17 protein-coding genes are annotated in these 25473 nt (G+C 65.5%); 11 read left to right on the top strand and 6 right to left on the bottom strand.

Features of this window, described 5'->3' with window-relative positions:
* Positions 1–259 precede the first annotated feature (259 nt).
* Together ACFPOU_RS10850 and ACFPOU_RS10845 are read left to right on the top strand one after the other, a co-directional pair.
* Positions 260–1816, top strand: coding sequence for an ATPase domain-containing protein (locus tag ACFPOU_RS10850; protein ID WP_379720608.1), 1557 nt, complete (start codon positions 260–262; stop codon positions 1814–1816).
* On the top strand, positions 1813–3042 hold the full coding sequence (locus tag ACFPOU_RS10845; protein WP_379720605.1) for a sensor histidine kinase: 1230 nt from the start codon (positions 1813–1815) through the stop codon (positions 3040–3042). The genes ACFPOU_RS10850 and ACFPOU_RS10845 overlap by 4 nt, the downstream gene beginning before the upstream one ends.
* A gap of 19 nt (positions 3043–3061) precedes the next feature.
* Here ACFPOU_RS10845 and ACFPOU_RS10840 read toward each other — a convergent pair whose 3' ends face one another.
* From ACFPOU_RS10840 to ACFPOU_RS10825, 4 genes are all read right to left on the bottom strand, one after another.
* Complete coding sequence (locus ACFPOU_RS10840; RefSeq protein WP_379720602.1) at positions 3062–3940, bottom strand: transposase; 879 nt, start codon at positions 3938–3940, stop codon at positions 3062–3064.
* A 311-nt stretch (positions 3941–4251) separates the two neighbouring features.
* Positions 4252–5922: an ABC transporter ATP-binding protein gene (locus ACFPOU_RS10835; RefSeq protein ID WP_379721228.1), complete on the bottom strand. Its 1671-nt coding sequence runs from the start codon at positions 5920–5922 to the stop codon at positions 4252–4254.
* 106 nt (positions 5923–6028) lie between these two features.
* Positions 6029–7792, bottom strand: a complete 1764-nt coding sequence (locus tag ACFPOU_RS10830; RefSeq protein WP_379720599.1) for an ABC transporter ATP-binding protein — start codon at positions 7790–7792, stop codon at positions 6029–6031.
* 100 nt (positions 7793–7892) lie between these two features.
* The gene (locus ACFPOU_RS10825) at positions 7893–8708 is read right to left on the bottom strand and encodes a phasin family protein (RefSeq protein WP_379720596.1); all 816 of its coding nucleotides are present in this window, start codon (positions 8706–8708) and stop codon (positions 7893–7895) included.
* A gap of 195 nt (positions 8709–8903) precedes the next feature.
* On the opposite strand from ACFPOU_RS10825, the gene ACFPOU_RS10820 reads away from it, so the two are divergent.
* The 4 genes from ACFPOU_RS10820 (at position 8904) to ACFPOU_RS10805 (ending at position 12218) form a co-directional block, all read left to right on the top strand.
* Positions 8904–10178 carry an amidohydrolase family protein gene (locus tag ACFPOU_RS10820; RefSeq protein ID WP_379720593.1) on the top strand — a complete coding sequence of 425 codons (1275 nt, stop codon included), beginning with the start codon at positions 8904–8906 and terminating at the stop codon, positions 10176–10178.
* Positions 10179–10240: 62 nt separating this feature from the next.
* Positions 10241–10765, top strand: a complete 525-nt coding sequence (locus ACFPOU_RS10815; RefSeq protein ID WP_379720590.1) for a GNAT family N-acetyltransferase — start codon at positions 10241–10243, stop codon at positions 10763–10765.
* Positions 10766–10858: 93 nt separating this feature from the next.
* Positions 10859–11851, top strand: a complete 993-nt coding sequence (locus ACFPOU_RS10810; protein WP_379720587.1) for a diacylglycerol/lipid kinase family protein — start codon at positions 10859–10861, stop codon at positions 11849–11851.
* A 34-nt stretch (positions 11852–11885) separates the two neighbouring features.
* Positions 11886–12218: a response regulator gene (locus tag ACFPOU_RS10805; RefSeq protein WP_379720584.1), complete on the top strand. Its 333-nt coding sequence runs from the start codon at positions 11886–11888 to the stop codon at positions 12216–12218.
* A 68-nt stretch (positions 12219–12286) separates the two neighbouring features.
* Here the strand turns inward: ACFPOU_RS10805 and ACFPOU_RS10800 are convergent, their stop codons facing one another.
* Positions 12287–14131, bottom strand: a complete 1845-nt coding sequence (locus ACFPOU_RS10800) for a glycoside hydrolase family 13 protein (protein WP_379720581.1) — start codon at positions 14129–14131, stop codon at positions 12287–12289.
* A gap of 582 nt (positions 14132–14713) precedes the next feature.
* Here ACFPOU_RS10800 and ACFPOU_RS10795 point away from each other — a divergent pair.
* The 3 genes from ACFPOU_RS10795 (at position 14714) to ACFPOU_RS10785 (ending at position 21165) form a co-directional block, all read left to right on the top strand.
* Complete coding sequence (locus ACFPOU_RS10795; RefSeq protein WP_379720578.1) at positions 14714–17557, top strand: TonB-dependent receptor; 2844 nt, start codon at positions 14714–14716, stop codon at positions 17555–17557.
* A gap of 90 nt (positions 17558–17647) precedes the next feature.
* On the top strand, positions 17648–19162 hold the full coding sequence (locus ACFPOU_RS10790) for a tryptophan halogenase family protein (protein WP_379720575.1): 1515 nt from the start codon (positions 17648–17650) through the stop codon (positions 19160–19162).
* Positions 19163–19326: 164 nt separating this feature from the next.
* The gene (locus tag ACFPOU_RS10785) at positions 19327–21165 is read left to right on the top strand and encodes a DEAD/DEAH box helicase (protein ID WP_379720572.1); all 1839 of its coding nucleotides are present in this window, start codon (positions 19327–19329) and stop codon (positions 21163–21165) included.
* 58 nt (positions 21166–21223) lie between these two features.
* On the opposite strand, the gene ACFPOU_RS10780 is transcribed toward ACFPOU_RS10785, so the two are convergent.
* Entirely contained in the window at positions 21224–22069 is an 846-nt protein-coding gene (locus ACFPOU_RS10780) for an alpha/beta hydrolase (protein ID WP_379720569.1), read from the bottom strand.
* Positions 22070–22418: 349 nt separating this feature from the next.
* On the opposite strand from ACFPOU_RS10780, the gene ACFPOU_RS10775 reads away from it, so the two are divergent.
* Positions 22419–23750 carry an MFS transporter gene (locus ACFPOU_RS10775; RefSeq protein WP_379720566.1) on the top strand — a complete coding sequence of 444 codons (1332 nt, stop codon included), beginning with the start codon at positions 22419–22421 and terminating at the stop codon, positions 23748–23750.
* An 80-nt stretch (positions 23751–23830) separates the two neighbouring features.
* Positions 23831–25462, top strand: a complete 1632-nt coding sequence (locus ACFPOU_RS10770) for an alpha-D-glucose phosphate-specific phosphoglucomutase (protein ID WP_379720563.1) — start codon at positions 23831–23833, stop codon at positions 25460–25462.
* Positions 25463–25473: the final 11 nt, after the last annotated feature.

Raw genomic sequence — 25473 nt, 5'->3', positions numbered from 1 at the left:
ATGATCTTTCGAGGGAGTGGTCGGTATCGCGTGTCAACGCGCGCCCATCTGTCATTATATTCTTGTTGCAAGAAAGAAATTCCCTTTTTTTCTAACGGCTATCGCAAAAAGCGACCGCGAAACGGCGCTGTTAGCGGTCAGTTATTGTCTGTTTGCATGCATATGAGGGCTGCCCGCCTGACGGCTTCATCGCAAGCGCCTGGCGCGCGCATGGTAAGCTGACCGCCTATATAAAAAGGCAAGCTATAAGGGCAAGATGATGAACGGATTGGTAAAGACCGGCATTGCCGGACTCGACGAGGTACTGCACGGCGGCATCCCACGCAACAATAACCTGATCGTCGAGGGTCCGCCGGGTTCCGGCAAGACCACGCTGGGCCTGGGCTTCATTTATCACGGCGCACTCGATCACGACGAGCCGGGCGCCATCGTCTCGTTCGAACTCGACCCGGCCAAGCTGCTGCGCGACGCCGCCGGCTTCGACTGGGACCTGCAGGGCATGATCGACCAGGGCAAGATCAAGATCATCCAGACCAGTCCGGCCGTGCTGCTGAGCGAGTTCCGCAGCGCCGACGGCGCTTTCGCCGCTTCGCTGGTGGAGATGGGCGCCAAGCGCCTGCTGATCGACGGCCTCACGCCGCTGCGCCTGTACGCGGAGGTGAACGACATGCCCTTCCGCGAAGACGTGCACCTGCTGATCGAAGGCTTGACGCGCCTGGGCGTGACCACCATGGTCACCGCCGAAAAGGACGAGTCGATCACCGGCGTGCTGGCGCACGAGCGCTTCGTGTTCGACACCATCATCTCGCTCACGCGCGAAGAGCAGCGCCGGCGCGTGCAGCGCCGGCTGACGGTGATGAAGTCGCGCGGCCAGGACTTCATCGGCGGCAGCCACACGATGCGCATCGAGCCGGGCGTGGGCGTGCACGTCTACCGCCGCGCCCAGTCGCGCCCGCTCACCTCCGAGATCCAGCCGACCTCCGAAGAGCGCCTGTCGACCGGTTCCCCGGCCATCGACAAGATGATGGACGGCGGTATTTATAAAGGGTCCGTGACGCTGGTGAGCGGTATTTCCGGCACCGGCAAGACGGTGCTGAGCGTGCAGTTCCTGACCAACGCCATCCGTGAAGGCCACAAGACGCTGCTGGTGAGCCTCGACGAGCACCAGGCCCAGCTCACGCGCAACGCCAAGTCGCTCGGCTTCGATATCCAGGCCGCGGTCGACGCCGGCGACATGTTCATCCATTACGAGTCGCCGCTGGAACTGGAACTCGATGTCCACTTCGACCGCATCGTCAAGCTGGTCGAGGAGCACGGGATCGACTGCGTCGTCTTCGACTCGATCGCCGTCTACGAGATGACCAGCCGCAACGAAGTGGCCGACTACCTGTACGCGCTGGCGACTTTCTTCAAGAACCGCCTGGCGACGACCCTGTTCAACTACGAAAGCCCGGAACTGCTGGGCGTCTCGCAGATCAGCGAGGAACTTAAGGGCTCGCACCTGGTCGACAACATCGTGCTGCTGAACTACGTGGAGGTGTCGACCATCCTGCGCCGCGCGATCGCCGTGCCCAAGGTACGCGGCAGCCGCAACCTGCAGGTCACGCGCGAGTACACCATCGGCGTGGGCGGCCTGCTGCTGATCGACGAGAGCGACAGCGAACAGTCGGGCGCCGTCCCGCAACTGCCGTTCTCCTCGTATTACGGCCTGCTGTCGCGTTCCCCGTCGCGCCAGAGTCCCCTGATCGAGGAAGCGATGGTCAAGGGCGATCCCTTGCCGGAATCGCAGGACCTCCCGCTCGAGCAGCCCCGGTGATCACAGCCAAGCTGCCGGGCAACGCCCCGGTCGACTGGGATGACTGGGAAACGCCCTTGCGGCAGTTTACCGAAGCGACCGGGCTCGTGACCTCGGCCTACGACATCGCCGGCGTACGCCGCATCGGGCCGCAGACGGCCTCGCGCCTGGCCGGCCTGCTGGCCGGTTCGACGCTGTGGGCCGACGACGGTCCCGGCACGGCGCTCGAGCGCACGCTGGTCGCGTCCAGCTGCGCCGACGCCAGGCCCGCCTCGGCGCAGTTCGGCGGACTGCGCGTGTGCTCGCTGCCGCTGCAGCTGCGCGACCAGGTGTACGGCGTGCTGGTGTTCGGCTGGCGCTTTGCCGACTTCAGTTCACCGCTCGAATGCGAACGCATCGCCAAGCAGATCGGCCTGCCCGGGCACCTGCTGTGGAACGAGGTGCGTCTCGACGCGCCCGTGTCCGAGCAAAGGATGGGCACCTATGCCGGGCTGCTCGAAACGCTGGCCGGCACGCTCGATCGCCAGCGCGAAACCATCGACGACCTCACGCGCGTGAACCGCACGCGAGAGCTGTTCCTGGCAACCGTTTCGCACGAGATGCGTACGCCGCTGTCGGCGCTGTCGATGCGCATCGAGATGATGCTGCGCACGATCCCCGACCTGCCGCCGCAAGCCGTCAGCGGCCTGGAATCGATGCGCGTGCACGTGCGCCAGGAAGCGGCCATGGTCGATGACTTGATCGACGCCGCGCGCACGCTGACCGGCCAGATGTCGGTCAACCGCACCCAGGTCAACCTGGGCCAGGTGCTGCGCGACGCCATCTCGACGGTCGAAACCTTCGCCCACACCAAGAACATCTCGCTGCGCGTGACGCCGAGCGATTACGGCGACCGCATCCGCCTGGATGCCGACGGCCGCCGCCTGCAGCAGGTGTTCTGGAATCTGCTCTTCAATGCGACCAAGTTTACGCCCGAGGGCGGCGTGATCCGCATCGCGATCGGGCGCAGCCAGGACGTGGTGTCGATCGACATCGCCGACTCCGGCCAGGGCATCGAGCCCGAAGACCTGCCGCACGTGTTCGGCGCCTTCAACCTGCAGCAGCAAAACAACGCCACCGGCCTCGGGTTGGGCCTGTACATCGCGCGCCGCATCGTCGAGCTGCACGAAGGGACGCTGAGCGTCACCAGTGGCGGCCGCGGCCAGGGTGCGACCTTCGAAATCAGGTTGCCCGTCGGCGCCGCATAAAAACTGGTAAAAACTGGTGTCAGGTCTGACATCCGGACACGAGCTCTTCCTTAATTTCTGACGCCGTCTTCTCAAAAGCAGCCACTGCCCGGCTGACTGTTTTGGCCGACACGCCGAAAGCGTCTGCTATTTGGCCCATCGTGAACGCTGTCGACAGGTAGGCACGCGCCATTGCTTCGCTTCGGTTCGGATACCGTGACCGGTAGGCAGGAAGGGAAAGTGCCACTGCACGGCGCTCGGTCCTGACAGTCTCTACGAGGCCCTCCGAGCGCTGCAAGCGCTGGTATCCAGCAACGAACGCGTCGTCGCCCAACAGGATCTGGTGGCGGGTAGCGGCAAGCGGGCTGGCCTCGTTCATGCCCGCCAGGATAAACGCTTTATAAGCTGAAACAGCCGTCGATGGCCCGTTGCCGAACTGGCTCAGGAGCCAATCGCGATCGAACCAGCTGGGCGGGCTTTCTTGATTGACAAAGTGATGGCTGCTCCATTGCCAGTCGTCCAAGGACGATACGATTTTCGCGCGCAGTGGATTCAATACGATATAACGGGACAGTTCTAAGAGATAACGTTCTTTCTGCACCAAAATCGCTTTGTACCGGCCTTGAAACAAGTGTCCAACGAGCCTGTGTCGCCAGTTGAAATGCTGGGTGTACAAGCCGTTGAGTTGCCGCATGCCTTGCGAAAGATTCGCTTCCACGGTCTCGATCAGCAGATGGTAGTGATTGGTCATCTGGCAAAAGCTATGGATGACGAAGTGGTGGCGTTCGCATACCCGTCCAAGCACGTCGAGCCAGGCACGCCGATCGGCCTCGTTCCGATAGATCGGATTGCGCCGGTTGCCGCGTGAAGTGACATGGTAAAGGGCGCCGGGAAACTCAAGTCGAAGTGGTCGCGTCATACCGGCAACGGTACTTGATGAGCGCTTGGCGGCGCTGAGATTGCGCAGGCGTTTCTATCTTACTGCCGGGCTGCATCGGATGCGGGCCGGCAGGGCTAGAAGGCTGACGGCTGGACGGCTGGGTAATGACGGCTGGGGTCACGTCTGACATTCAGACACGAGCTCTGCCTTGCGGTCATTGCACCTTCTTCATCGCAGACTGCCTGTTTGGCTGAAATTACATACCGCTTGCACAGGTTCAATTTACGGTTGAGGCCGTGTCTGAATGTCAGACCTGACACCAGCCGTTTGACACCAGCCGTCTCAGCCATTCACACGGCCAGTTGCTGCAACAGATACAACCTCTGATACAAGCCACCCTCGATGCGCATCAGATCCGCATGCGCCCCCGATTCCGCGATGCGCCCGTGGTTCAGGACCACGATCCGGTCGGCGTCGCGAATCGTCGATAGCCGGTGCGCGATCGCGATGATCGTCACGTGGCCGCGCAACTCGTCCAGCGCTTCCTGCACGATCTGTTCGGTCGCGCTGTCGATGCGCGAGGTCGCTTCGTCCAGCAGCAGGATGCGCGGCTCGCCGGCAAGCGCCCGCGCGATCGCGATCAGCTGCTTCTGGCCCGAGGACAGGCGCGAGCCGCCTTCGCCGAGCGAAGTCTCGTAGCCTTCTTCCAGCGCCGCGATGAAGTCGTGCGCGTGCGCCGCGCGTGCGGCCGTCTCGATCCGCTCCAGCGGCAGGCCACGCCCCATGTCGATGTTCTCGCGCGCCGACGCCGCCAGGATGAACGGGTCCTGCGGCACCAGCCCGACTTCGTCGCGGAAGTGTTCGTTGTCGATGCCGGCGATCGGTTCGCCGCAGATCTCGATGCGCCCGGTCCCCGCCGGGTAGTAGCGCAGCAGCAGCGACAGCAAGGTCGACTTGCCGCTGCCGGTATGGCCGACGATGCCGAAGAAGGCGCCTTGCGGGATGTCGAGCGAGATGTCGTGCAGGACGTTCTGGCCCGCGACATAGGCAAAGCTCACGCCTTGCACCCGCACGGCCGGGGCGTCGGGTCGCGCCTGCAAGCGCGTGCCGAGGGCGCGGCCGGCCGCGTGTTCGGCCGCGCCGGCTTCGTCGAGCAGGGTCGAGACGCGTGCCGTGGCGACGATTGCCTGCTGCAGGCCGCTGAACTGCATCGTGATCTGGATGAGCGGCTCGACCACGCGCGCGATATAGCTGATGAAGGCGTACAGCACGCCGACTTCGACCGCGCCAATTTCGCGCCGGCCGAAAGAGAAGATGACGACCGCCAGCAGGATCACGTTGAGCATGTCCAGCGCGGGACGCAAGAGAAATGCGTTGGCCTTCAGCTCGGACAGGCGCGCGCGGTAGTGCCTGTCGTTGGTGGCGGCGAAGCGCTCGCCGAAGCGGCCGGCCGCATTGCTGGCCTGGAGCACGGCCATGCCGCCGATCGATTCGGCCATCTGGCCGTTGATCTCGCTTCTCAGCCCCCGTGCGCGCGTCACCGCGGGGGCCGAGAGGCGCTGATACAGCCAGACGATGACCAGCACGGCCGGCAACAGGGCCAGCACGATCAGCATCAGGCGCCAGTCGAGCCAGGCCATGGCGATCATGGTGCCGACCAGGACGATGCTCGAGTCGAGCAGGACGAACAGCACCTGGATATACAGGGTCTTCACCGCTTCGGTGTCGTTCGTCACGCGGCTCACCAGCTGGCCCGTGATGGCGCGATCGAAAAAAGCCATCGGCAGGCGCATCACATGGCCGTAGACCCATTCGCGCAGGCGGCGCACCGAGCGCATCGCCATGCCGGACAGGCGGATCAGCTGCAGGTAGCGCAGCCACGAAGCGGCCCAGCCGGAGACGAGCACGCCGCCCAGCAGCAGCGCCATGCGCGTCCAGTCCGCATTGCGCGGCAGCAGGTGGTCGTCGATCAGGGCCTTGCCCAGGATCGGCCCGATCACTTCCAGGCCGGCGGCCAGCATCAGCCACAGCGTCGCCAGCACGAGCTGGCGCCGGTCCGGCCAGGCGGCGCGGCGCAGCAGCGAGGCCGCTTGCGTGAGCTGGGCACGGCCGGCTTTGTCGGGTTGGTTAGCTTGCGTCAAGGCTGGCCTCCAGCTGTTGGTAGCGCCACTGGCTGGCGTACCAGCCGTCCAGGGCGAGCAGGGTGTCGTGGTCGCCCGATTCGACGATCCGGCCGTCTTTCAGCACCACGATCTGGTCGGCATCGGCGACCGCAGACAGGCGGTGGCTGGCGATGATGGCCATCAGCCCTGGCCGCGCGGCGCGCAGCGCGGCCAGGTGTTCGAGGATGCGCGTCTCGGTGCCGGTATCGACCGCGGACAACGCGTCATCGAGCAGCAGCAGCGAACTCTCGGCCAGCAGCGAACGGGCGATGGCCACGCGCTGGCGCTGGCCGCCCGAGAGCGTGATGCCTTTCTCGCCGACCGGCGTGTCGTAGCCCTGCGGGAAACGCAGGATGTCGTCGTGGATCGCGGCCATGTCGGCCGCCCTTTCGATGTCGGCGCGGCTTGCGCCGGGGCGGGCGAGGGCGATGTTCTCGGCGATGCTGGCCGAGAACAGGAACGATTCCTGCGGCACCCAGCTGGTCGCGGCGCGCAGCGCATCGAGCTTGTAGGCGCTCAAGGAATGCCCGCCCCAGCTCACACTGCCCGATTGCGGCGTGGCCTGGCGCAGCAGCAGGCGCAAGAGCGTCGACTTGCCGGCGCCGGTCGGGCCGACCAGGCCGAGCGTCATGCCGGGCCGCAGCACGACCGAGACGCCGTCGAGCGCCGGACGTGCGGCTTCCCCGTCCAGGAGGCCGTAGGCGTAGCGCACGTCGCGCAGCACCAGCGAGCCGTCCTCGATGCGCGTGAGCGCGCCTTCGTCGCGCACCGTCAGCGGCGCGTCGAGCATCGGCTGCAGGCGCGCCAGGCCCGCGCGGCCGCGTTCGATCAGCGAGAGCACCCAGCCGGCCGCGAACATCGGCCAGATCAGCTGGCCGAGGTACATCGTAAAGCTGGTCAGCGCGCCGATGGTCAGCTGGTTGTTCCAGACCAGGTAGCCGCCCAGGCCCAAGGTGAGCGTGCTGGCGGCGGTGAGCGTCAGGCCGACCGCCGGCTCGTAAGCCGCTTCCCATTTCTGGGCGTCGAGGCTGGCCTCGGCGGCCTTGCCGGCCAGGACCGAGAACTGGTTTGCGCTGCGGGTTTCCAGGCCGAGGGCGCGCACGGTGCGCACGCCCGAGAGCGATTCCTGCACATGGTCGTTCAGGGCCGAGAATCGCTTCAGGGAATCCGTCTCGGCCGTGTGGATGTGGCGCGAGATGGTCCAGAAGGCCAGGCCCATGAGCGGGAAGGGCAGCAACGCGATCAGCGCCAGGCGGTAATCGACGCCGAGCAGCATCACGCCCAGCACCATCACCAGCGTCAGGGTGCCGTCGAAGCCGGCCAGCATGGCTTCGCCAGCGGCCATCTCGATGGCGTCGATGTCGTTGGTGGCCAGTGCCATCAGGTCGCCGGTGCGCTGTTTGTGATAAAAAGCCGGGCCTTGCGCCGACAGGCGCGCGTACAGGCGCATGCGCAGTTCGACGCCGAGGCGATACGCCGCGCCATACAGGCGGATGCGCCAGCTCACGCGCAGCACGTAGATCGCCACGCCCAGGCCCAGCAGCTGCATGATCTGCACCATGAGCTCCTGGCCCGACAAGCTGTGCGCGGCCAGGCCGTCGATCATGGCGCCGACTTTTCTGGGCACCCAGACCGTGCACACGGCCACGCCGACGAGCATCACCGCCGACGAGGCATAGGCTTTCCAGTGGCGCAGGACGAAGCTGCCGACCAGGCTTGCTAGAAGCATGACATTCCTTGGATTGGCGCCCGCGGAAATAAAAAAGCGGGCCGAAGCCCGCTAGTTTACTTTTTTTACGCTCCAGGCGCAGCGCGCCTCGAGAACCGGATCAGTTCTGCTTGCGGCGGCCCTTGGTGCCGCGGATTTCCGTGACCCTGGTCGTCGTGGTGGTGTTGGCCACCGGCGGCGCGGCGTCGACCGGCTCGACCTTCGGCAGTTCGATCTCGACCGAGACTTCGACCGGCACGCTGGCGGCGACCGGATGCGGCGGCGTATCCGGCATGTCGGCCATTTCGCGCGCGGCCTGGGCGATCGCCGTCTGCGCCGAGCCTGGCTCGATGTCGGAGGTAACGATCGAGAAGCCGGCCGGCGCGCTCTGCGCTGCGCTCTCCGGTTCAGCGGCGGAAGCAGGGGCAGCAGCAGCAGGAGCAGGAGCAGGAGCAGGAGCAGCAGCAGCAGCAGGAGCAGGAGCAGCGACGGCAGCCGCCTCTTGCGCCGCCGCCGCCGGCGCTGCTTCAGGAGCGTCAGGCGTGATGCTGGCCACCGCCGCCTGCACGGTTTGCTGCGCCGCGGCGGCATTCGACGTGGCGATGGCGTTCAGGGCGTCGACGCTATAGCTGCGCAGCGGCGTGACGCTGGCGCCGGCGGCGATCGAAAACAGCTCGCGGCTATAGTCGAACATCGATTGCAGGTGTTGCTGCGACTGCGAGCCGAGCGCGAGCAGGTCGCGCGGGTCGCGCAAGGCCAGCAACTGGTGCGCGGCGGCGGTCGACTTTTCGATGGCGGTTCGCGACGCGTTGAGCTGGAGTGCAATCAAGCGGCCGGTCTGGTCGAGCGCCTGGTCGCTGAGATTGCGGATCAGGTTGAATCCATTGTCGATCTGGGTCAGGCGAGCTGCGGAGAACTGTTCTGGAAGTGAAGTCATCGTGATTCCCTATTCGTTCGGTTATGGCGCACTGCAACATAACTAGTGTAGTCCCGATGTTGAGCGCTGCCAATCGAATTCTACGAAATCAGTGTCAGCGCAATATTGCAATGCAGCATGAATATCTTCGAACGCCAGAAACTGGTTCGTGCGCGTTGGAAATCGTACAATCATCCGATCTGAACAGGAGTTTCCATGGACCTAGTCATCCGCAATGCCAGCCTGGCCGACGGCCGCCGCGGGATCGATATCGGCGTGCTCGGCGAGCGCATCGCCGCCGTCGAACCGTGCCTGTCCGTACAGGGCGCACGCGAAATCGATGCCGCCGGGGACCTCGTCACGCCGCCCTTCGTCGATGCCCATTTCCACATGGACGCGACACTCAGTTACGGCTTGCCGCGCGTTAACGAATCAGGAACTTTGCTTGAGGGAATCGCTCTTTGGGGCGAACTCAAGCCGCAGCTGGCGCAAGAAGCCTTGGTCGAACGGGCGTTGCATTATTGCGACTGGGCAGTTGCGCGCGGCTTGCTGGCGATCCGCACCCACGTCGATATCTGCGACGACCGCCTGCTTGCGGTCGAGGCCCTGCTGGAAGTAAAGCGCCGGGTGGCGCCGTATATCGACATGCAGCTGGTCGCCTTTCCACAAGACGGCCTGCTGCGCAGCCCCGGCGCCTTCGACAACCTCAAGCGCGCGGTCGGCATGGGCGTGGACGTGGTCGGCGGCATCCCCCACTTCGAGCGCACGATGGCGCAGGGGGCGGAATCGGTGCGGCTGCTGTGCGAATTCGCGGCCGAGCGTGGCTTGCGCGTGGACATGCATTGCGACGAGACCGACGACCCGCTGTCGCGCCACATCGAGACGCTGGCCTATGAAACCTGGCGCCTCGGGCTGCAGGGCAGGGTGGCCGGTTCGCACCTGACCTCGATGCATTCGATGGACAATTATTATGTGAGCAAACTGCTGCCGCTGATCAAGGAGTCGGGCGTGGCGGCGATCGCCAATCCGCTGATCAACATCACCCTGCAGGGCCGTCACGACACCTATCCCCGGCGGCGCGGCATGACGCGCGTGCCCGAATTGCTGGCGGCCGGCGTCGACGTCGCCTTCGGCCACGACTGCGTGATGGACCCCTGGTACGGTCTCGGTTCGGGCGACATGCTGGAAGTGGCGCACATGGGCTTGCACGTGGCCCAGATGACGGGGCAGGAGGCCATGCGCCAGTGCTTCCTTGCCGTTACCGAGACGCCGGCGCGCATCCTCGGGATCGAGGGCTACGGCATCCGCCCCGGCTGCAATGCGGACCTGGTGCTGCTTGACGCATCCGGCCCGGTCGAGGCAATCCGCCTGCGCGCCGCGCGCCGCGCCGTGGTGCGCCGCGGGCGGATCGTGGCCGAGGCGCCGCGTGCAGCGGTGCGCCTGCACCTGGAAGGACGTCCGGCGGCGGTCGATTTTCGTATGGAGCGCTGAGCGCGGCGGCGCGAATGCTAGAATCGCCAGCTTGTTTATTCAGCCATCCGCATCGAGCAGCCGTGAAAGATATCCAGATCCGCCCCGCCACCAGCGCCGACTTCGAGGCCATGTGGAACATCTTCAGTGCCCACGTGGGCGCCGGGGAGTCCTACCCGTTCGAGCTCGATACCACGCGCGAGGCGGTCCAGCTCTACTGGTTCGGCAACGGCGTCACGAGCCGCGTCGCGGCGCTGGGCGAGCGCATCGTCGGCATGTACCGCGTGGTGCCGAACCAGCTCGGGCGCGGACGCCACATCGCCAACGCCTCCTACATGGTCAGCCCGACCGCGCAGGGCGTCGGCGTGGGCCGCCTGCTGGGCGAGCACAGCCTGCTCGAGGCGCGCAGCCAGGGCTACCTGGCGATGCAGTTCAACTATGTGGTCAGCACCAACGTCGCCGCCGTCATGCTATGGAAGAAGCTGGGCTTTTCCATTGTCGGCACACTGCCCAAGGCCTTCCGCCACAGGCGGCTGGGGTATGTCGATGCCTACATCATGTATCAGTTATTGCAGGATCCGGACCATTGGCCGACGGCCGACGAGTAAGCTTTCCGGCGCCGGCCAGCGGTGCAGCACCCGGCTGCGCGCGATGGTAGGATGATTGTCAGTTCGATCACCCACGAAAGCAGCCTCTCCTCCATGCAACCCGCCGAACCTGGTCCGACCGCAGCCTTCTACGTCGTCCTGAACGCCGGCTCCGGCCATTCCGAAACCGCCCTGCGCGAATCCACGATCCGCGACGGGTTGCAGGAGGCAGGCCGCACCTGCCATCTCGAGATCGTCGACGATCCCGCCAGGCTGTGCGACATCGCACGGCGCATGGCGGTGCTGGCCAAGGAAAACGGCGGCGTCGTGGTCGCGGCCGGCGGCGACGGCACCATCAATACGGTCGCGCACGAGGCGGTGCGCCAGGGCTGCCTGTTCGGCGTGCTGCCGCAAGGGACATTCAACTATTTCGGCCGCACCCACGGGATTCCCGAAGACCTGACCGATGCCGTGCGCGCGCTGCTGGGTGCCCGCGTCACGCCGGTCCAGATCGGCATGGTCAACGACCGCATCTTCCTCGTCAACGCCAGCGTCGGCCTGTATCCGCAGCTGCTCGAGGCGCGCGAGCACGACAAGCGCCAGTACGGCCGCAGCCGCATGGTCGCCATCTATTCGGCGCTCAAGACCGCGCTCGGACGTTACCGCCCGCTGCGCATCTCGATGGAGGCCGAAGGCATCACGCGCAAGATCCGCACGCCGACCCTGTTTATCGGGAACAACCGGCTGCAGATGGAGCAGGTCGGCATGGAACCGCTGACCGTGGCGGTCGAGGAGGGCGAACTGGCGGCGATCGCGCCGCGCTCGGTCGGCAAACTCGGCATGATCGGCCTGTTGCTGCGCGGCGCGCTCGGGCGCCTGGGCGAGGCCGAGAACGTGGTCGCCTTTTCGTTCAAGCGCCTGACGGTGAAACACGCCGCGCTATCGCCGCGCCGGCGCATCAAGGTCGCTACCGACGGCGAGGTGACGCGCATGCGCATGCCGCTCGAGTTTCGCGTGGTCGAAGGGCGCCTGCTATTGCTCAAGCCAGTGGCCGGGTCCGCATCCGGCGCGCCGGCGAACGCACGCGCGCAGGCGGATCCGGCCTGAAGGCCCCCGTGCGGCTTGTGTGGGAAAATGCACAATGCCTACCCGACCGGATTTCGCGGCGCTGTTCGCGGCCTCGCCCTACCCCTGCCTGCCGATCGATGCCGGTTTCACGCTCCTCGCCGCCAATCCCGCCTACCTGCGCGCGCAGCCCGCGACTGCCGGCGCGGTACTGATCGCCGTGACCGGCTACGGCCTGGAAGGCGACCGCCAGCGCACGCTGGCGGCAGGCTCCGGTCATCACCTGGTCAAGCCGCTCGATACCAGGCAGCTGTTCCGGATACTCGAGCAGGTGTCAGGCGCGACGCCACGGCCGGGCGGAGCCTGGCACCGATCCCGCTGCGGAAGACCTCCATCCCGCCGAGCGTAGTTCCCACCCCTTGAAACCGCCACGCAGGCCAGGACGGCCGCAAGCGAGGGTGAGCAGGGAAGACTGCATCAGGCGCCCGGCAGTTCGATGACGAGCGTCGCCTTCGGCGCCAGGCGCAGTTCGCGCCCCAGGTCGACCGTCTTGCCGCTCAGGATGTCGACGCCGGAAGGGGTTCCCTTCAGCATCTCCTGGAAGCGCGCGGTCGGCAAGACCATCTCTGTTGGATTGTTGTTCATCGCGACCATGATGCGCTTGTTGTCGCTATAGCGGAAATAGACCCAGGTGTTGTCCTGCGGGCCGAAATGCATCAGCTTGCCGGTGTGGATGACCGGCTCGCCCTTGCGCCAGGTAGCCAGCTTGCGCACCAGCGCCTGCGCTTCGCGCTGGCGCGCGCCCAGGCCCCTGCCGCTGAAGGCATCGACCTTGTCGCCGGCCCAGCCGCCGGGAAAATCGATGCGGTAGGCGGCGTCGTCGCGCTCCTTCGTCGGGCTCGTCATCAGGATTTCGTCGCCGGTGTAGAACTGCGGGATGCGCGGCATCGTCATCAGGAACACCATGTTCATGCGGTAGCGGTCGAAGTCTTCGCCGACGACGCTGTACATGCGCGCCATGTCGTGGTTGCCGCCGAAGAGGACAAGTTTGTCCGGCTCCGGATACAGGTGGTCGAGCGAGAGCATCTCGTAGACGCCGGTGAACCCCTTGCCGGGGCTGCCGAGGGCGCCGCGCATGGTTTCCACCAACGGGAAATCCATCAGGCTCGGGAGCGAGGAGGTATAGCCGTCGAAATTGACCTTGCCGCGCTGCCAGCGCGCCACCACCGGGGGCAGCGTGCTCCATTCCTCGCCCACCATGTTCAGGTTCGGGTACTCGCGCATCAGGCGCCTGGTGTACTCGGTCAGGAAGGCGCCGTCGGAATAGCCGTAGGTATCGATCCGCAGGCCCGACAGGCCGGCGTATTCGATCCACCAGATGTTGTTCTGGATGAGGTAATTGGCCACCAGCGGGTTGGTCTGGTTCAGGTCCGGCATCGATTCGACGAACCAGCCGGCCGTGAAGTTGCGGCTGTCGGCCTGCGCGGCGTACTTGTCCTGCACCGCGACGCGGTGGTGGGCGGTGGGTACGAACTGGCCGCCGTAGTTGATCCAGTCGGGCGTGGGCAGGTCCTTCATCCACCAGTGGTGCTTGCCGATGTGCGAGAGCACCACGTCCTGGATCAGGCCGATGCCGCGCTTCCTGGCCTCGTTCGACAGGCGCACGAAGTCTTCGTTGCTGCCGTAGCGCGGGTCGATCCGGTAGTGGTTCGTGGCCGCATAGCCGTGGTACGAGTAGGCCGGCATGTCGTTCTCGACCAGGGGCGTGGGCCAGAGCTGGGTGAAGCCGAGACCGGCGATGTAGTCGAGGCGGCCGATCGCGCCCTGGATGTCGCCGCCATGGCGTCCGCCCGGGTTCTTGCGGTCGGCCCTTTCCAGCATGCCGGGCACGCTGTCGTTGGATGGATCGCCGTTGGCGAAGCGGTCCGGCATGATCTGGTAGATGGCGTCGCCGTTGGAGAAGCCCCGGCGCGCGCCGGAGCCGGGCGCGCGGGCGCGCAACTGGTAGGGATGGCGCAGGCTGGCGCCGCCGCCCTCGAACACGATGTCGAAGCTGCCCGCTTGCGCATCCGGCGCGATCTCGAGGTCGATGAACAGGTAGTTCGCATTCGGCACCCGCGTGCTCGACGCGATGCGCACGCCGGGATAGTCGACGGCCGGCTGCATGCGGCCGATCCCGGCGCCATGCACCATCAGCTGCACGCTTTTATGCTGCATGCCGGTCCACCAGAAGGGCGGTTCGAGGTGCTCGATGGCCGGCGCGGCCAGGGCACGGTGAAGAAAGACGGTCGCGAGGAAAAGTGTTGCAAAACAGCGTCGCATGGCAGGCTTCGGCTAAAAAGAGGTAACAAAAATCCCAATCGGGACCGCAAAGTAGTCTCGCTACATATCGAATGACGGTGAAGGCAACACTTCATTCTATGACGAGGCAAGAATACTATACACAACCCCACATATCAATTCATCGATATTGCTAGTTTAAGTACATATCTCGGTTTGGACGCGCGTGTTGCCCAAGCCGTTCGACGCAGGCGATTCAGGCGATGCGTCGAGCCTCCACGCCGCCCGAACACGCCGCGATACCAATGACATCGATACCATCCGGAAAACCGCACCAAAATAGTGCATTTACGCACTAACTTGGTGAAATGCAAGCTGCATGTAGTCCAACTACACATGCATACCGAAAGGTTTGTAGCCGCGATACAACGCCCGGGCGTTTCACTCTATGTAAACGAGAGTAAAACGTGGGAATCAGGTAGTGTGATTGAACTCCCGTTGACAGTGCATCTAGTTTTAGTACAGAATTCTTGCCAGAACGTCTAAAAAGACGTTGAATCTGGATCCCGTGCCGTGGCTGTTGCTGTTTTTCGGGAAATTACATAGTTTGATCTGAGGGGACACATGAAATTCTTCGCAAACAAGCGCGCCGCGAACACGGCCGGCCTTGCATTCCCGCTGAGCCCAGTTGCGGCCGGCTGCACCATCTTCCTGATGGCCCTGGGCAGCGCCCAGGCGCAACAGGCCACCACGACCGACGTTGCGCCGAACACGGCCGTCGCCACCGGCGAGAACGCCACCGTCAGCACGACCGCGACCCCGGTCACGACGGTGCGCGTCACCGGTATCCGCAAGGGTATCGAAGCGGCGATCTCGATTAAGAAAAATTCGACCTCGATCGTCGAGGCCATTTCGGCCGAAGACATCGGCAAGCTGCCTGACCAGAGCGTCGCCGAATCGATCTCGCGCCTGCCTGGCGTGTCCGCCCAGCGCGGCCGCAGCTCCGGCAAGGCCGCCGAAATCTCGGTGCGCGGCCTGTCGCCAAGCTTCAACGGCACCCTGCTCAACGGCCGCGAAATGGCCTCGACCGGCAACGCCCGCTCGCCCGAGTTCGACCTGTTCCCGGCCGAACTGATGGGTTCCATCGTCATCTACAAGACTCCGGACGCTTCCGTCATCGGCCAGGGCCTGGCCTCGACCATCGACCTGCGCACGGTGCAGCCGCTCGACTTTGGCAAGCGCACCGTCGCCGTCAGCTACAAGAAGAGCCGCCTCGGCGTGAAACAGCGCGACGGCCTGCCGGAAGGCGACGGCGACCGCTACACCCTGTCCTATATCGACCAGTTCGCGAACCGCACCATCGGCGTGGCCATGGGCTTTACCCGCTATGAAGAAATGGGGGGCGGCCAGACCACGTTCAACTCGTGGGGCACCGGCAACCTGAAGTACAACGGCGCCGACGTCAAGGTTCCTGGCGGCTTCGGTTACGACACCGTCGTCGATTCGCATAACCGCGACGGCGCCTTCGCTTCGCTGCAGTTCCGCCCCAACAAAAACTTCAAGTCGACCGTCGACCTGTTCTATTCGGCTGGCGAAACCGGCCAGAAGAAGACTGGCTTCGAAGGCGGCGTGGCCTTCAACGGCGGCGGCGCCTACGAGCGCCAGCACGTGCTGAGCACCGCCACCGTGTCGAACGGCGTCGCCACCAGCGGCACCCTGACCGACTGGAAAGGTGTCGTCCGTAACCATTACGAAGGCGCGGAAGACGACCTCAAGTCGATCGGCTGGAGCAATGAACTGAAATTCGGCGAGTGGACCACGGTGGCCGACCTGACCTGGTCGAAGGCGACCAAGCAGAGCTCGCGCTACGAGACCTATGCCGGCCTGGCCGGCACTGCCCAGGATACCCTGCGCTTCAGCGGCTTCGACGGCGGCAATGTCACACAGGTGCGCTACACCCCGGGCTCGAACTATGCCGACCGTAACGTCGCTCGCCTGACCGACGTCATGGGCTGGTCCGGCGGCGCGAGCTCGCCGCAGGCCGGCTACCTCGCGCAGCCGTATGTCGAAGACGAGCTCAAGGCGATTCGCCTGACGGCCAGGAAGGCGGTCGAATGGGGCCCGGTTGTCGCTACGACCTACGGCTTCAACCACACCGCGCGCGACAAGACGCGTACCGGCGCCGAAGGCCGTCTGATGATCAAGGGCGGCAACCCGTTCGGCGCCGTGACGATGCCAGGCAACGACACGGCGCAGGCGGGTTCCTCGGGCATCACGGTGGCATCGTGGGACCCACGCGGCTCGCTCGGTTCTATCTATGAGCTGGCCGACAAGGTCGATGCGGACATCTACAACAAGTTCTGGGACGTCCAGGAGCGCATCAACACCGCCTATGCGATGGGCGACCTGAATGGCGAGCTGTTCGGCCTGTCCTACCGTGGTAACGTCGGTGTGCAGGCAGTGCACACCGACCAGCGCGGCGGCGGCTACGAAGTCGACAAGGGCCGTTGCGTCGGCAACACGGCGCAAACCTGCCCGGCGCAGCGTGTAACCGGAGGCGACAAGTACTGGGACGTACTGCCAAGCCTGAACATGTCGTTCGACCTGCGCGACGACCAGGTGCTGCGCCTGGGCGTGGCGAAGACGCTCTCGCGCGCCGGCCTGGACCAATTGCGCGCCGGCCAGAACTTCGGTCTCGCCACCAACGGCTTGTCGATTCTTACCGGCAGCGGCGGCAATCCAGTGCTCAAGCCGTACCGCGCCAAGTCCGCCGACGTGTCGTACGAAAAGTACTTCGGCAACAAGGGCTATGTCAGCGCCGCTGCGTTCTACAAGAAGCTCGACACCTACATCTACACGTCGGGCCGCGACTTCGACTTCGCGTCGTTGGTGACGCCATCGACGCCGTTGCCGAAAAACGGCAGCACGCTGGGCCGGTTCAGCCAGCCGCGCAATGGCACAGGCGGCAACATCTACGGCTACGAGCTGGCAGTGAACCTGCCGTTCTCGATGGCCACGTCTTACCTGGATGGGTTCGGCGTAATGGTCAACCACTCGGACACCAAGAGCGGCATCGACCTGCCGCGTGACGGCTTCCCGAACGTGACGGGCAACTCGGTGCGCATCCCTCTGCCGGGACTGTCGCGCAAGGTGACCAACCTGCGCCTGTACTACGAAAAGGCCGGCTTCCAGGTTGCAGCCGCAGCGCGCAAGCGTTCCAGCTTCCTGGGCAGCGTGCCGGACTTCCAGGACAACGCGCAACTGACCTTCATCAAGGGCGAGACCGTCGTCGACCTCCAGGCATCGTACGAAATCCAGCGCGGCTGGCTCAAGGGCACGAGCCTGTTCGTGCAAGCCCAGAACTGGAACAACGCACCGTTCCTCGAGTACACCGACGACGAGAACAATCCGTCCAACCGTCGCGACTACGGCCGTACCTACCACTTCGGCGCAAGCTACAAGTTCTGATGTAAGTAGGGCTACAATGCAACCCCTGACGGCTCGCGCCTCAGGGGTTGTTTTTACTTGCGGACCCGGGTCCGCTCACGGGGCAGGGATATGCAACAACACGAACCAATCAAGGACATCGTCATCGTCGGCGGCGGCACGGCCGGCTGGATGACGGCCACCGCGCTGGCCACCATTCTCAACGGCCGCTACAACATCCGCCTGGTCGAGTCGGACGAGATCGGCATCGTCGGCGTCGGCGAAGCGACCATCCCGATGATCCAGCGCTTCAACCGGATCGTCGGCATCGACGAGCAGGAATTCATGCGCGCGACCCAGGGCAGCTTCAAGCTCGGCGTCGAGTTCGTCAACTGGGGCCGCGTGGGCGAGCGCTACATGCACGGCTTCGGGCGCCTCGGGCAGGACCTGGCGACCGTCCCCTTCGAGCAGTACTGGCTCAAGATGCGCCGCCTCGGCAAGGCCGCCGCGCTGGAAGAGTATTCGATCGCGCGCATGGCGGCCAAGGCGGGCAAGTTCATGCCGGCGCGCCATGACGTGCCCAATTCCCCATTGGCCGACATCGCCTACGCCTACCATTTCGACGCCAGCCTGTACGCGCGCTACCTGCGCAAGATCTCCGAGTCGCGCGGCGTCACGCGCATCGAAGGCAAGATCGTGCGCACCACCCGGCGCGAGGGGGACGGCTTCGTCACCGCGGTCGAGCTCGAAGACGGCACCAGCGTCGGTGGCGAACTCTTCATCGACTGCTCGGGCTTTCGCGGCATCCTGATCGAGCAGGCCCTGGAAACGGGCTACGAGGACTGGACCGGTTGGCTGCCGGCCGACCGCGCGCTGGCCGTGCCCTGCGAAGCGGTGCCGGCGATGACGCCGTTCACGCGCGCGACCGCCCACAAATCGGGCTGGCAGTGGCGCATTCCGCTGCAGCACCGTACCGGCAATGGCCACGTCTATTGCAGCCGCTTCATCAGCGACGACGAGGCGGCGAGCACGCTGCTTGCCAACCTGGACGGCAAGGCGCTGGCCGAGCCGCGCCTGATCAAGTTCCAGACCGGGATGAGGAAGCAGGCCTGGAACCGCAACGTGGTCGCCATCGGCCTGGCCGGCGGCTTCCTCGAGCCGATCGAATCGACCAGCATCCACCTGATCCAGTCGGCGATCCAGCGCCTGATCGACTTCTTCCCGGACCGCAGCTTCAACGCGACCGAGCGCAGCGAATTCAATCGGCAGTCGCGTTTCGAGTACGAGCGCATCCGCGACTTCATCGTGCTGCACTACCACCTGAACCAGCGCACCGATTCGCCCTACTGGCTCGAGTGCGCCAATATGGCCATTCCCGAGACGCTGCGCCAGAAGATGGACCAGTACCGCGCCGGCGGGCGCGTGGTCCGGGTCGACAACGAGCTGTTCTCGGAAGTCGGCTGGGCCCAGGTGTTCGAAGGGCAGAACATGCCGGTCGAGCGCTATCACCCGCTGGTCGACGTCCAGTCGGAAGCCGACATCGCCGAGTATCTCGACAGCGTGCGCGGGGTGATCGCCAAGTGCGTCGCCGTCATGCCCACGCACGAGGAATACATCAAGCGCCACTGCGCGGCGCCCAGGCTGTAAACAGCGTTCTTTCAAGCAGCCCCATGCGTCGATGGCGCATGGGGCTGCGTTTTTTTTTTCGGCAGTCCGCCGGCAGGTTTGCCGGGCTGTTTTTCAAATTATGCCCGCCCGTCCCCGACGAGGGAGTAAACTGGCGGTTTAGTATCGTTTTTCGAAAGTCATCCATGTCCGACACCCCACTCCCAACGTTTTCCGAACTGAACATCCCGGCGCCGATCCTGAAGGCGCTCAAGGACGTCGGCTACGAGACGCCGTCGCCGATCCAGGCCGCCACGATTCCCCTGTTGATGGAAGGCCGCGACGTACTGGGACAGGCGCAGACGGGAACCGGCAAGACCGCGGCTTTCGCGCTGCCGGTCCTGGCGCGCATCGACACCAAGCAGTCCACGCCGCAGGCGCTGGTGCTGGCCCCGACGCGCGAACTGGCGATCCAGGTCGCCGAGGCGTTCCAGAGCTACGCCGCGCATATGAAGAATTTCGCCGTGCTGCCGATCTACGGCGGCCAGAGCTATGGCCCGCAGCTGCAGGCGCTGCGCCGCGGCGTGCAGGTCATCGTCGGTACGCCAGGCCGGGTGATCGACCACATCCAGAAGGGCTCGCTCGACCTCTCCCAGCTCAAGACGCTGGTCCTGGACGAAGCCGACGAGATGCTGCGCATGGGCTTCATCGACGACGTCGAGCAGATCCTGCAGCAGATTCCGGGAGAGCGCCAGATCGCGCTGTTCTCGGCCACCATGCCGTCCGCGATCAAGCGCATCGCCAAGACCTACCTGCGCGACCCGGCCGAAGTCACCGTCGCCGCCAAGACCGGCACCGCCGACAACATCACCCAGCGCTACTGGCTGGTATCGGGCATGCAGAAGCTCGAGGCGCTCACCCGCATCCTGGAGGCCGAGCCTTTCGACGGCATGATCATCTTCGCGCGCACCAAGCTCGGTACCGAGGAACTGGCGACCAAGCTCCAGGCGCGCGGTTTCGCCGCCGTCGCCATCAACGGCGACATGGCCCAGCAGGCGCGCGAACGCACCATCGAGCAGCTCAAGAACGGCAAGATCGACATCCTGGTCGCCACCGACGTCGCCGCGCGCGGCCTGGATGTCGAGCGTATCAGCCACGTCATCAACTACGACGTGCCGTCGGACCCGGAAAGCTACACCCACCGCATCGGCCGCACCGGGCGCGCGGGCCGCAGCGGCGACGCCATCCTGTTCATCACGCCGCGCGAGCGCAGCCTTCTGAAAGCCATCGAGCGCGCCACGCGCCAGCCGGTCGCGCAGCTGACCCTGCCGACCATCAAGGCCGTCAACGACGTGCGCATCGCCAAGTTCAAGGACCAGATTGCCGAGACGCTCGCCGCCGGCGGCCTGGAACAGTTCCGTTCCCTGATCGAGGAATTCGAGCAGGAGCAGAACGTGCCGGCGGTCGACATCGCCGCCGCCCTGGCCAAGCTGGGCCGTGGCGACGTGCCGCTGCTGCTGGAAAAGCAGGATCGCGAGCCCAAGGCGGCCACCTGGGAGGAGCGTCCTGCGCGCACCGACTTCGTCGAGCGCCTGCCGCGTGCGCCGCGTGACGACGGTCCCGCGCGCGCGCCGCGCGAGGCCGGCTTCAAGAAGGAGCGCGTCGCACGCGCGCCGGACGAAGGCATGGCCACCTTCCGCATCGAAGTGGGCCACGCCAACGGGGTCAAGCCGGGCAATATCGTCGGTGCGATCGCCAACGAAGCCAATATCGATGCCAAGCACATCGGCCGCATCGAGATCTACGACGACTTCAGCACCCTGGACCTGCCGGCCGACTTGCCGCCGGACCTGCTCGACCACCTGAAGACCGTGTGGGTCGCCGGCCAGCAGCTCAACATCACGCGCGACGGCGAAACGCCGCCGCCGAAGAAGACGGCCGGCGCCAGGAAGCCTTTTGCGGGCGGCGACCGTCGCGTCGGCGAGAAGCCGGGATTCAAGGCGGACAAGCCGCCGTTCAAGAAGGCCAGGCCGAAGGCGCCGTGATTGCTGCCCGGGCCGCGACGAGGCCCGGCGCGTGCCGGTGTGCGCCGCGCGTGCCGCGCTACCGGCGCGGTCCGAACATCCACAACAGTGCCGCGCGCAGCTCGCCGCTCCAGAACCCCTCGTCGTGCTTCGCTTCCGGCACGATCCTGAGCACGGTGGCGTCCACGGGATGGCCGCTGGCGCGCACCACGCCCGCCATGCGTTCGGCGTCCGGCACCATCGACTCGCCTTCCATCCCGCCCATCAGCATGTACACGCGTGCGTCCTTCGGCAACGGGCGGCTGGCGACGAAGTCGAAGGAAGCCGGCGCCGTCCAGTAGGCGGGCGAGAACACGCCGGCCTTGCCGAATACCTGCGGGTACCGGACGATCGCGTAGTGCGAGGCCAGGCCGCCCATCGAGCTGCCCATGATGGCGGTGTCGAGCCGGCCGGGCAGGGTGCGGTAGCGGGCGTCGATCAGGGGCTTGAGCGTCTTGACGATGAAGTCCGTGTACTGCCGGCCTTCGGCCCGACCGAAGCGCGGGTGGTCCCAGGCGTTCAGTTCGGTCATGCGCTTGTCGGCGCCGTTATCGATGCCGACCACGATCAGCTCCAGCTTGCCTTCCCGGCTCAGGGCGTCGAGCGTCTCGTCGACCTTCCACTCGGCGGCATAGGCCGTGGCCTCGTCGAACAGGTTCTGGCCGTCGTGCATGTACAGCACCGGGTAGCGTTTCTTCGAGGTGGCGTAACCAGGCGGCAGGTACAGGCGCAGCTGGCGCTTGCGGTCCAGGCCCGGGATTGCGATCTGCTCGGGCGGCCGGTGCACGCCGGGCAGGGCGGTCGACGCCTTGGCCGCCGGAGCGGCATCGGCCGCGACGGCCGGCGCGGCGAGCAGCGCGGCCAGGAGCAGGAGGGAGGTACGCATGTTCACGGTTTCCTTTGTCGTAGTGCGCTATTTAGTGGGAAGCGGCCGGCGCCGGCGCTGCATGTCGAGCATCTCGTCCCCGTGTCCTTATCTGTTATTTGACTACAAAGCGCGCCACGAATGCGGCGAACGTGGCGATTTTACTATGCCCCTTTCGAATTGACACTCGGAATGCGGCATGTTATTTTGCTACAAATTCACTACGCAACAGCCCGTTCTCATGGCCTCCGGACGGGAACGCTCCCCAGCCACTTACCCGACCCCTGCAGCGCGCCGGGCGTCGACGGCGGCACGCGGCGCGTTTGCCACATATACAAAGCCCGCTGAATCCGGGCCATTGGGGACATACATGGACATGCATACCAAGGCGCTCAAACCGCGCCTGTCGTTCTGGCAGTTATGGAACATGAGCTTCGGCTTCTTCGGCATCCAGTTCGGCTTCGCGCTGCAAAACGCCAATACCAGCCGCATCTTCTCGACGCTCGGGGCCAATCCCGACGACCTGGCGCTGTTCTGGCTGGCCGCGCCGGTCACGGGCCTGCTGGTACAGCCGATCATCGGCTATATGAGCGACAACACCTGGCACCCGAAATGGGGCCGCCGCCGTCCGTTCTTCTTCGTCGGCGCGCTGCTGGCGATGATCGCGATGTTCCTGATGCCCAATTCCTCGGTGCTGTGGATGGCCGTGGCGGTGCTGTGGCTGATGGATGCCGCGATCAACGTCTCGATGGAGCCGTTCCGCGCCTTTGTCGGCGACAAGCTCGATGTCTCGCAGCAGACCGCGGGCTATGCGATGCAAACCTTCTTCATCGGCTGCGGCGCGGTGATCGCCTCGCTGCTGCCGACCATCTTCACGAGCATGGGTGTCTCGAACGTGCCGCTCGACGGCAGCATTCCGGAAACCGTGCGCTACTCGTTCTACGCCGGCGCGCTGGTGTTCATGGCCGCCGTCAGCTGGACCGTGTTTACCGCCGACGAGCTGCCGCCCGCCGATATGGCCGCCTTCGACAGCGAGCGCAAACGTGCGCGCAACCTGGGCGTGGCCGTCGCCGAGATCCTGAGCGGCTTCGCCAGGATGCCGAAGACGATGGTGCAGCTCGCTTTCGTGCAGTTCTTCACCTGGATCGCCCTGTTCGCGATGTGGATCTACACCGGCAGCGCGATCGCCGACTCGGTCTACGGCACCCGCGACGCCCAGTCGGCCGCCTTCCAGGACGCCGGCAACTGGGTCGGCATCATGTTCGCGGTCTACAGCGGCGTCTCGGCACTGGCCGCCTTCATCCTGCCGGTCTTCGCGCGCGCCACCAGCCGCAAGACGGTGCACGCCACCTGCCTGGCCATCGGCGGCATCAGCCTGGCCAGCATCGTCTTCATCTCCAGCCGCGAGATGCTGATGCTGCCGATGGTCGGCGTCGGCATCGCCTGGGCCAGCATCCTGACGATGCCGTATGCGATCCTGGCGGGCGCGCTGCCGGCCAGGCGCATGGGTTATTTCATGGGCCTGTTTAACTTCTTCGTCGTCATTCCGCAGATCGTCAGCGGCCTGCTGCTCGGCTTCGTGACCCGCGAATTCTTCCAGGGTCATACCGTGCAGACGCTGGCGCTGGGCGGGGCCTGCATGCTGCTGGCCGCCGTGCTGACGCTGGCGGTGACGGACCAGGCGCCGAAAGCCACCGCCTGAGGCCTGCGCCATGCTTTCCGCTCCCGGCGTATCGTAACGTTTTATCAACAAACGATGCGCATTCATTACGGGAGCCAAGCATGACGATTCAGACCGTGGCAACGACGCCATTTGCCGGACAGCGTCCGGGCACCTCCGGCCTGCGCAAGAAGGTGAGCGAGTTCCAGCAGCCCGGCTACCTCGAGAATTTTGTCGAAGCGATTTTCCTGACCCTGGGCGACTGCGGCGGCCGCACCCTGGTGGTGGGCGGCGACGGCCGCTATTTCAACCGCGACGCGATCCAGACCATCCTGCGCATGGCCGCCGCCCACGGCGTGGCGCGCATACTGGTCGGGCAGGGCGGCATCCTCTCGACCCCGGCCGTGAGCTGTGTGATCCGCAAGCACGCCGCGTTCGGCGGCATCGTGCTCTCGGCCAGCCACAATCCGGGCGGCCCGAGCGGCGATTTCGGCATCAAGTACAACATCGAGAACGGCGGTCCCGCGCCCGAGAAATTCACCGAAGCGGTCTTCGCCATGACGCAATCGCTGTCGGCCTACCGCATCAGCGACATGCCGCCCGTGAACCTCGACGCCATCGGCACGTACCGGTTGGAAGGCATGCGGGTCGAGGTCATCGATCCGGTGGCGGACTACGCCGAGCTGATGGAGCGCCTGTTCGACTTCGACGCCATCCGCGCGCTGTTCAAGCGCGGTTTCAGGATGAAATTCGACGGCATGTGCGCCGTTTCCGGCCCTTACGCCAAGGCCATCGTCGAAGGCATGCTCGGCGCGCCCGCGGGCACCGTCATCAACGGCGAGCCGCTGGAAGACTTCGGCGGCCACCATCCCGACCCGAACCCGGTCAACGCGGCCGAACTGATCGCGCTGATGGATGGCCGCAACGCACCGGACTTCGGCGCCGCGTCCGACGGCGACGGCGACCGCAACATGATCGTCGGCCGCGGCCTGGCCGTCACGCCGTCCGACAGCCTGGCCATCATCGCGGCCAACGCCAGGCTGGCGCCCGGTTACGCGGCCGGCCTGCAGGGCATCGCCCGCTCGATGCCGACCTCGATGGCGGCCGACCGCGTGGCCGAGGCGCTCGGCATTGCCTGCTTCGAGACGCCCACCGGCTGGAAATACTTCGGCAACCTGATGGATGCCGGCATGGTCACGCTCTGCGGCGAGGAAAGCTACGGCACCGGATCGAGCCATGTGCGCGAGAAGGATGGGCTGTGGGCCGTGCTGTTCTGGCTGAACATGCTGGCCGCCACCGGCAAATCGGTCGAGCAGGTGGTGAGCGAACACTGGGCCCGCTTCGGGCGCAATTACTATTCGCGCCACGACTACGAAGCTGTCGACGCCGGCGCCGCCGACGCCATGATGACGGCGCTGCGCGAGGCGCTCCCGGCACTGGCCGGCCGGACCCTGGGCGCATACCGCGTGGCCCTGGCCGACGATTTCGTCTACACCGACCCGGTCGACGGCTCGGTCGCCGCGCGCCAGGGCGTGCGCATCGTCATGAGCGACGGTTCGCGCATCGTGTTCCGCTTGTCCGGCACCGGCACCGAAGGCGCCACCGTCCGTCTCTACCTTGAACGCTACGAAGCCGACCCGGCGCGCCACCATCTCGACACCCAGCAAGCGCTGGCCGGCCTGGCGGCGATCGCCGAAGACCTGTCCCAACTGCGCCGGCGCAGCGGCCGCCAGCAGCCGAGCGTCGTCACCTGATCCACCCTTAC

The organism is Massilia jejuensis, assembly GCF_042656795.1.
GTDB lineage: Bacteria > Pseudomonadota > Gammaproteobacteria > Burkholderiales > Burkholderiaceae_D > Telluria > Telluria jejuensis.
The sequence above is the reverse complement of the archived record's forward strand: the minus strand, read 5'-3'. Positions and strand labels throughout refer to the sequence as shown.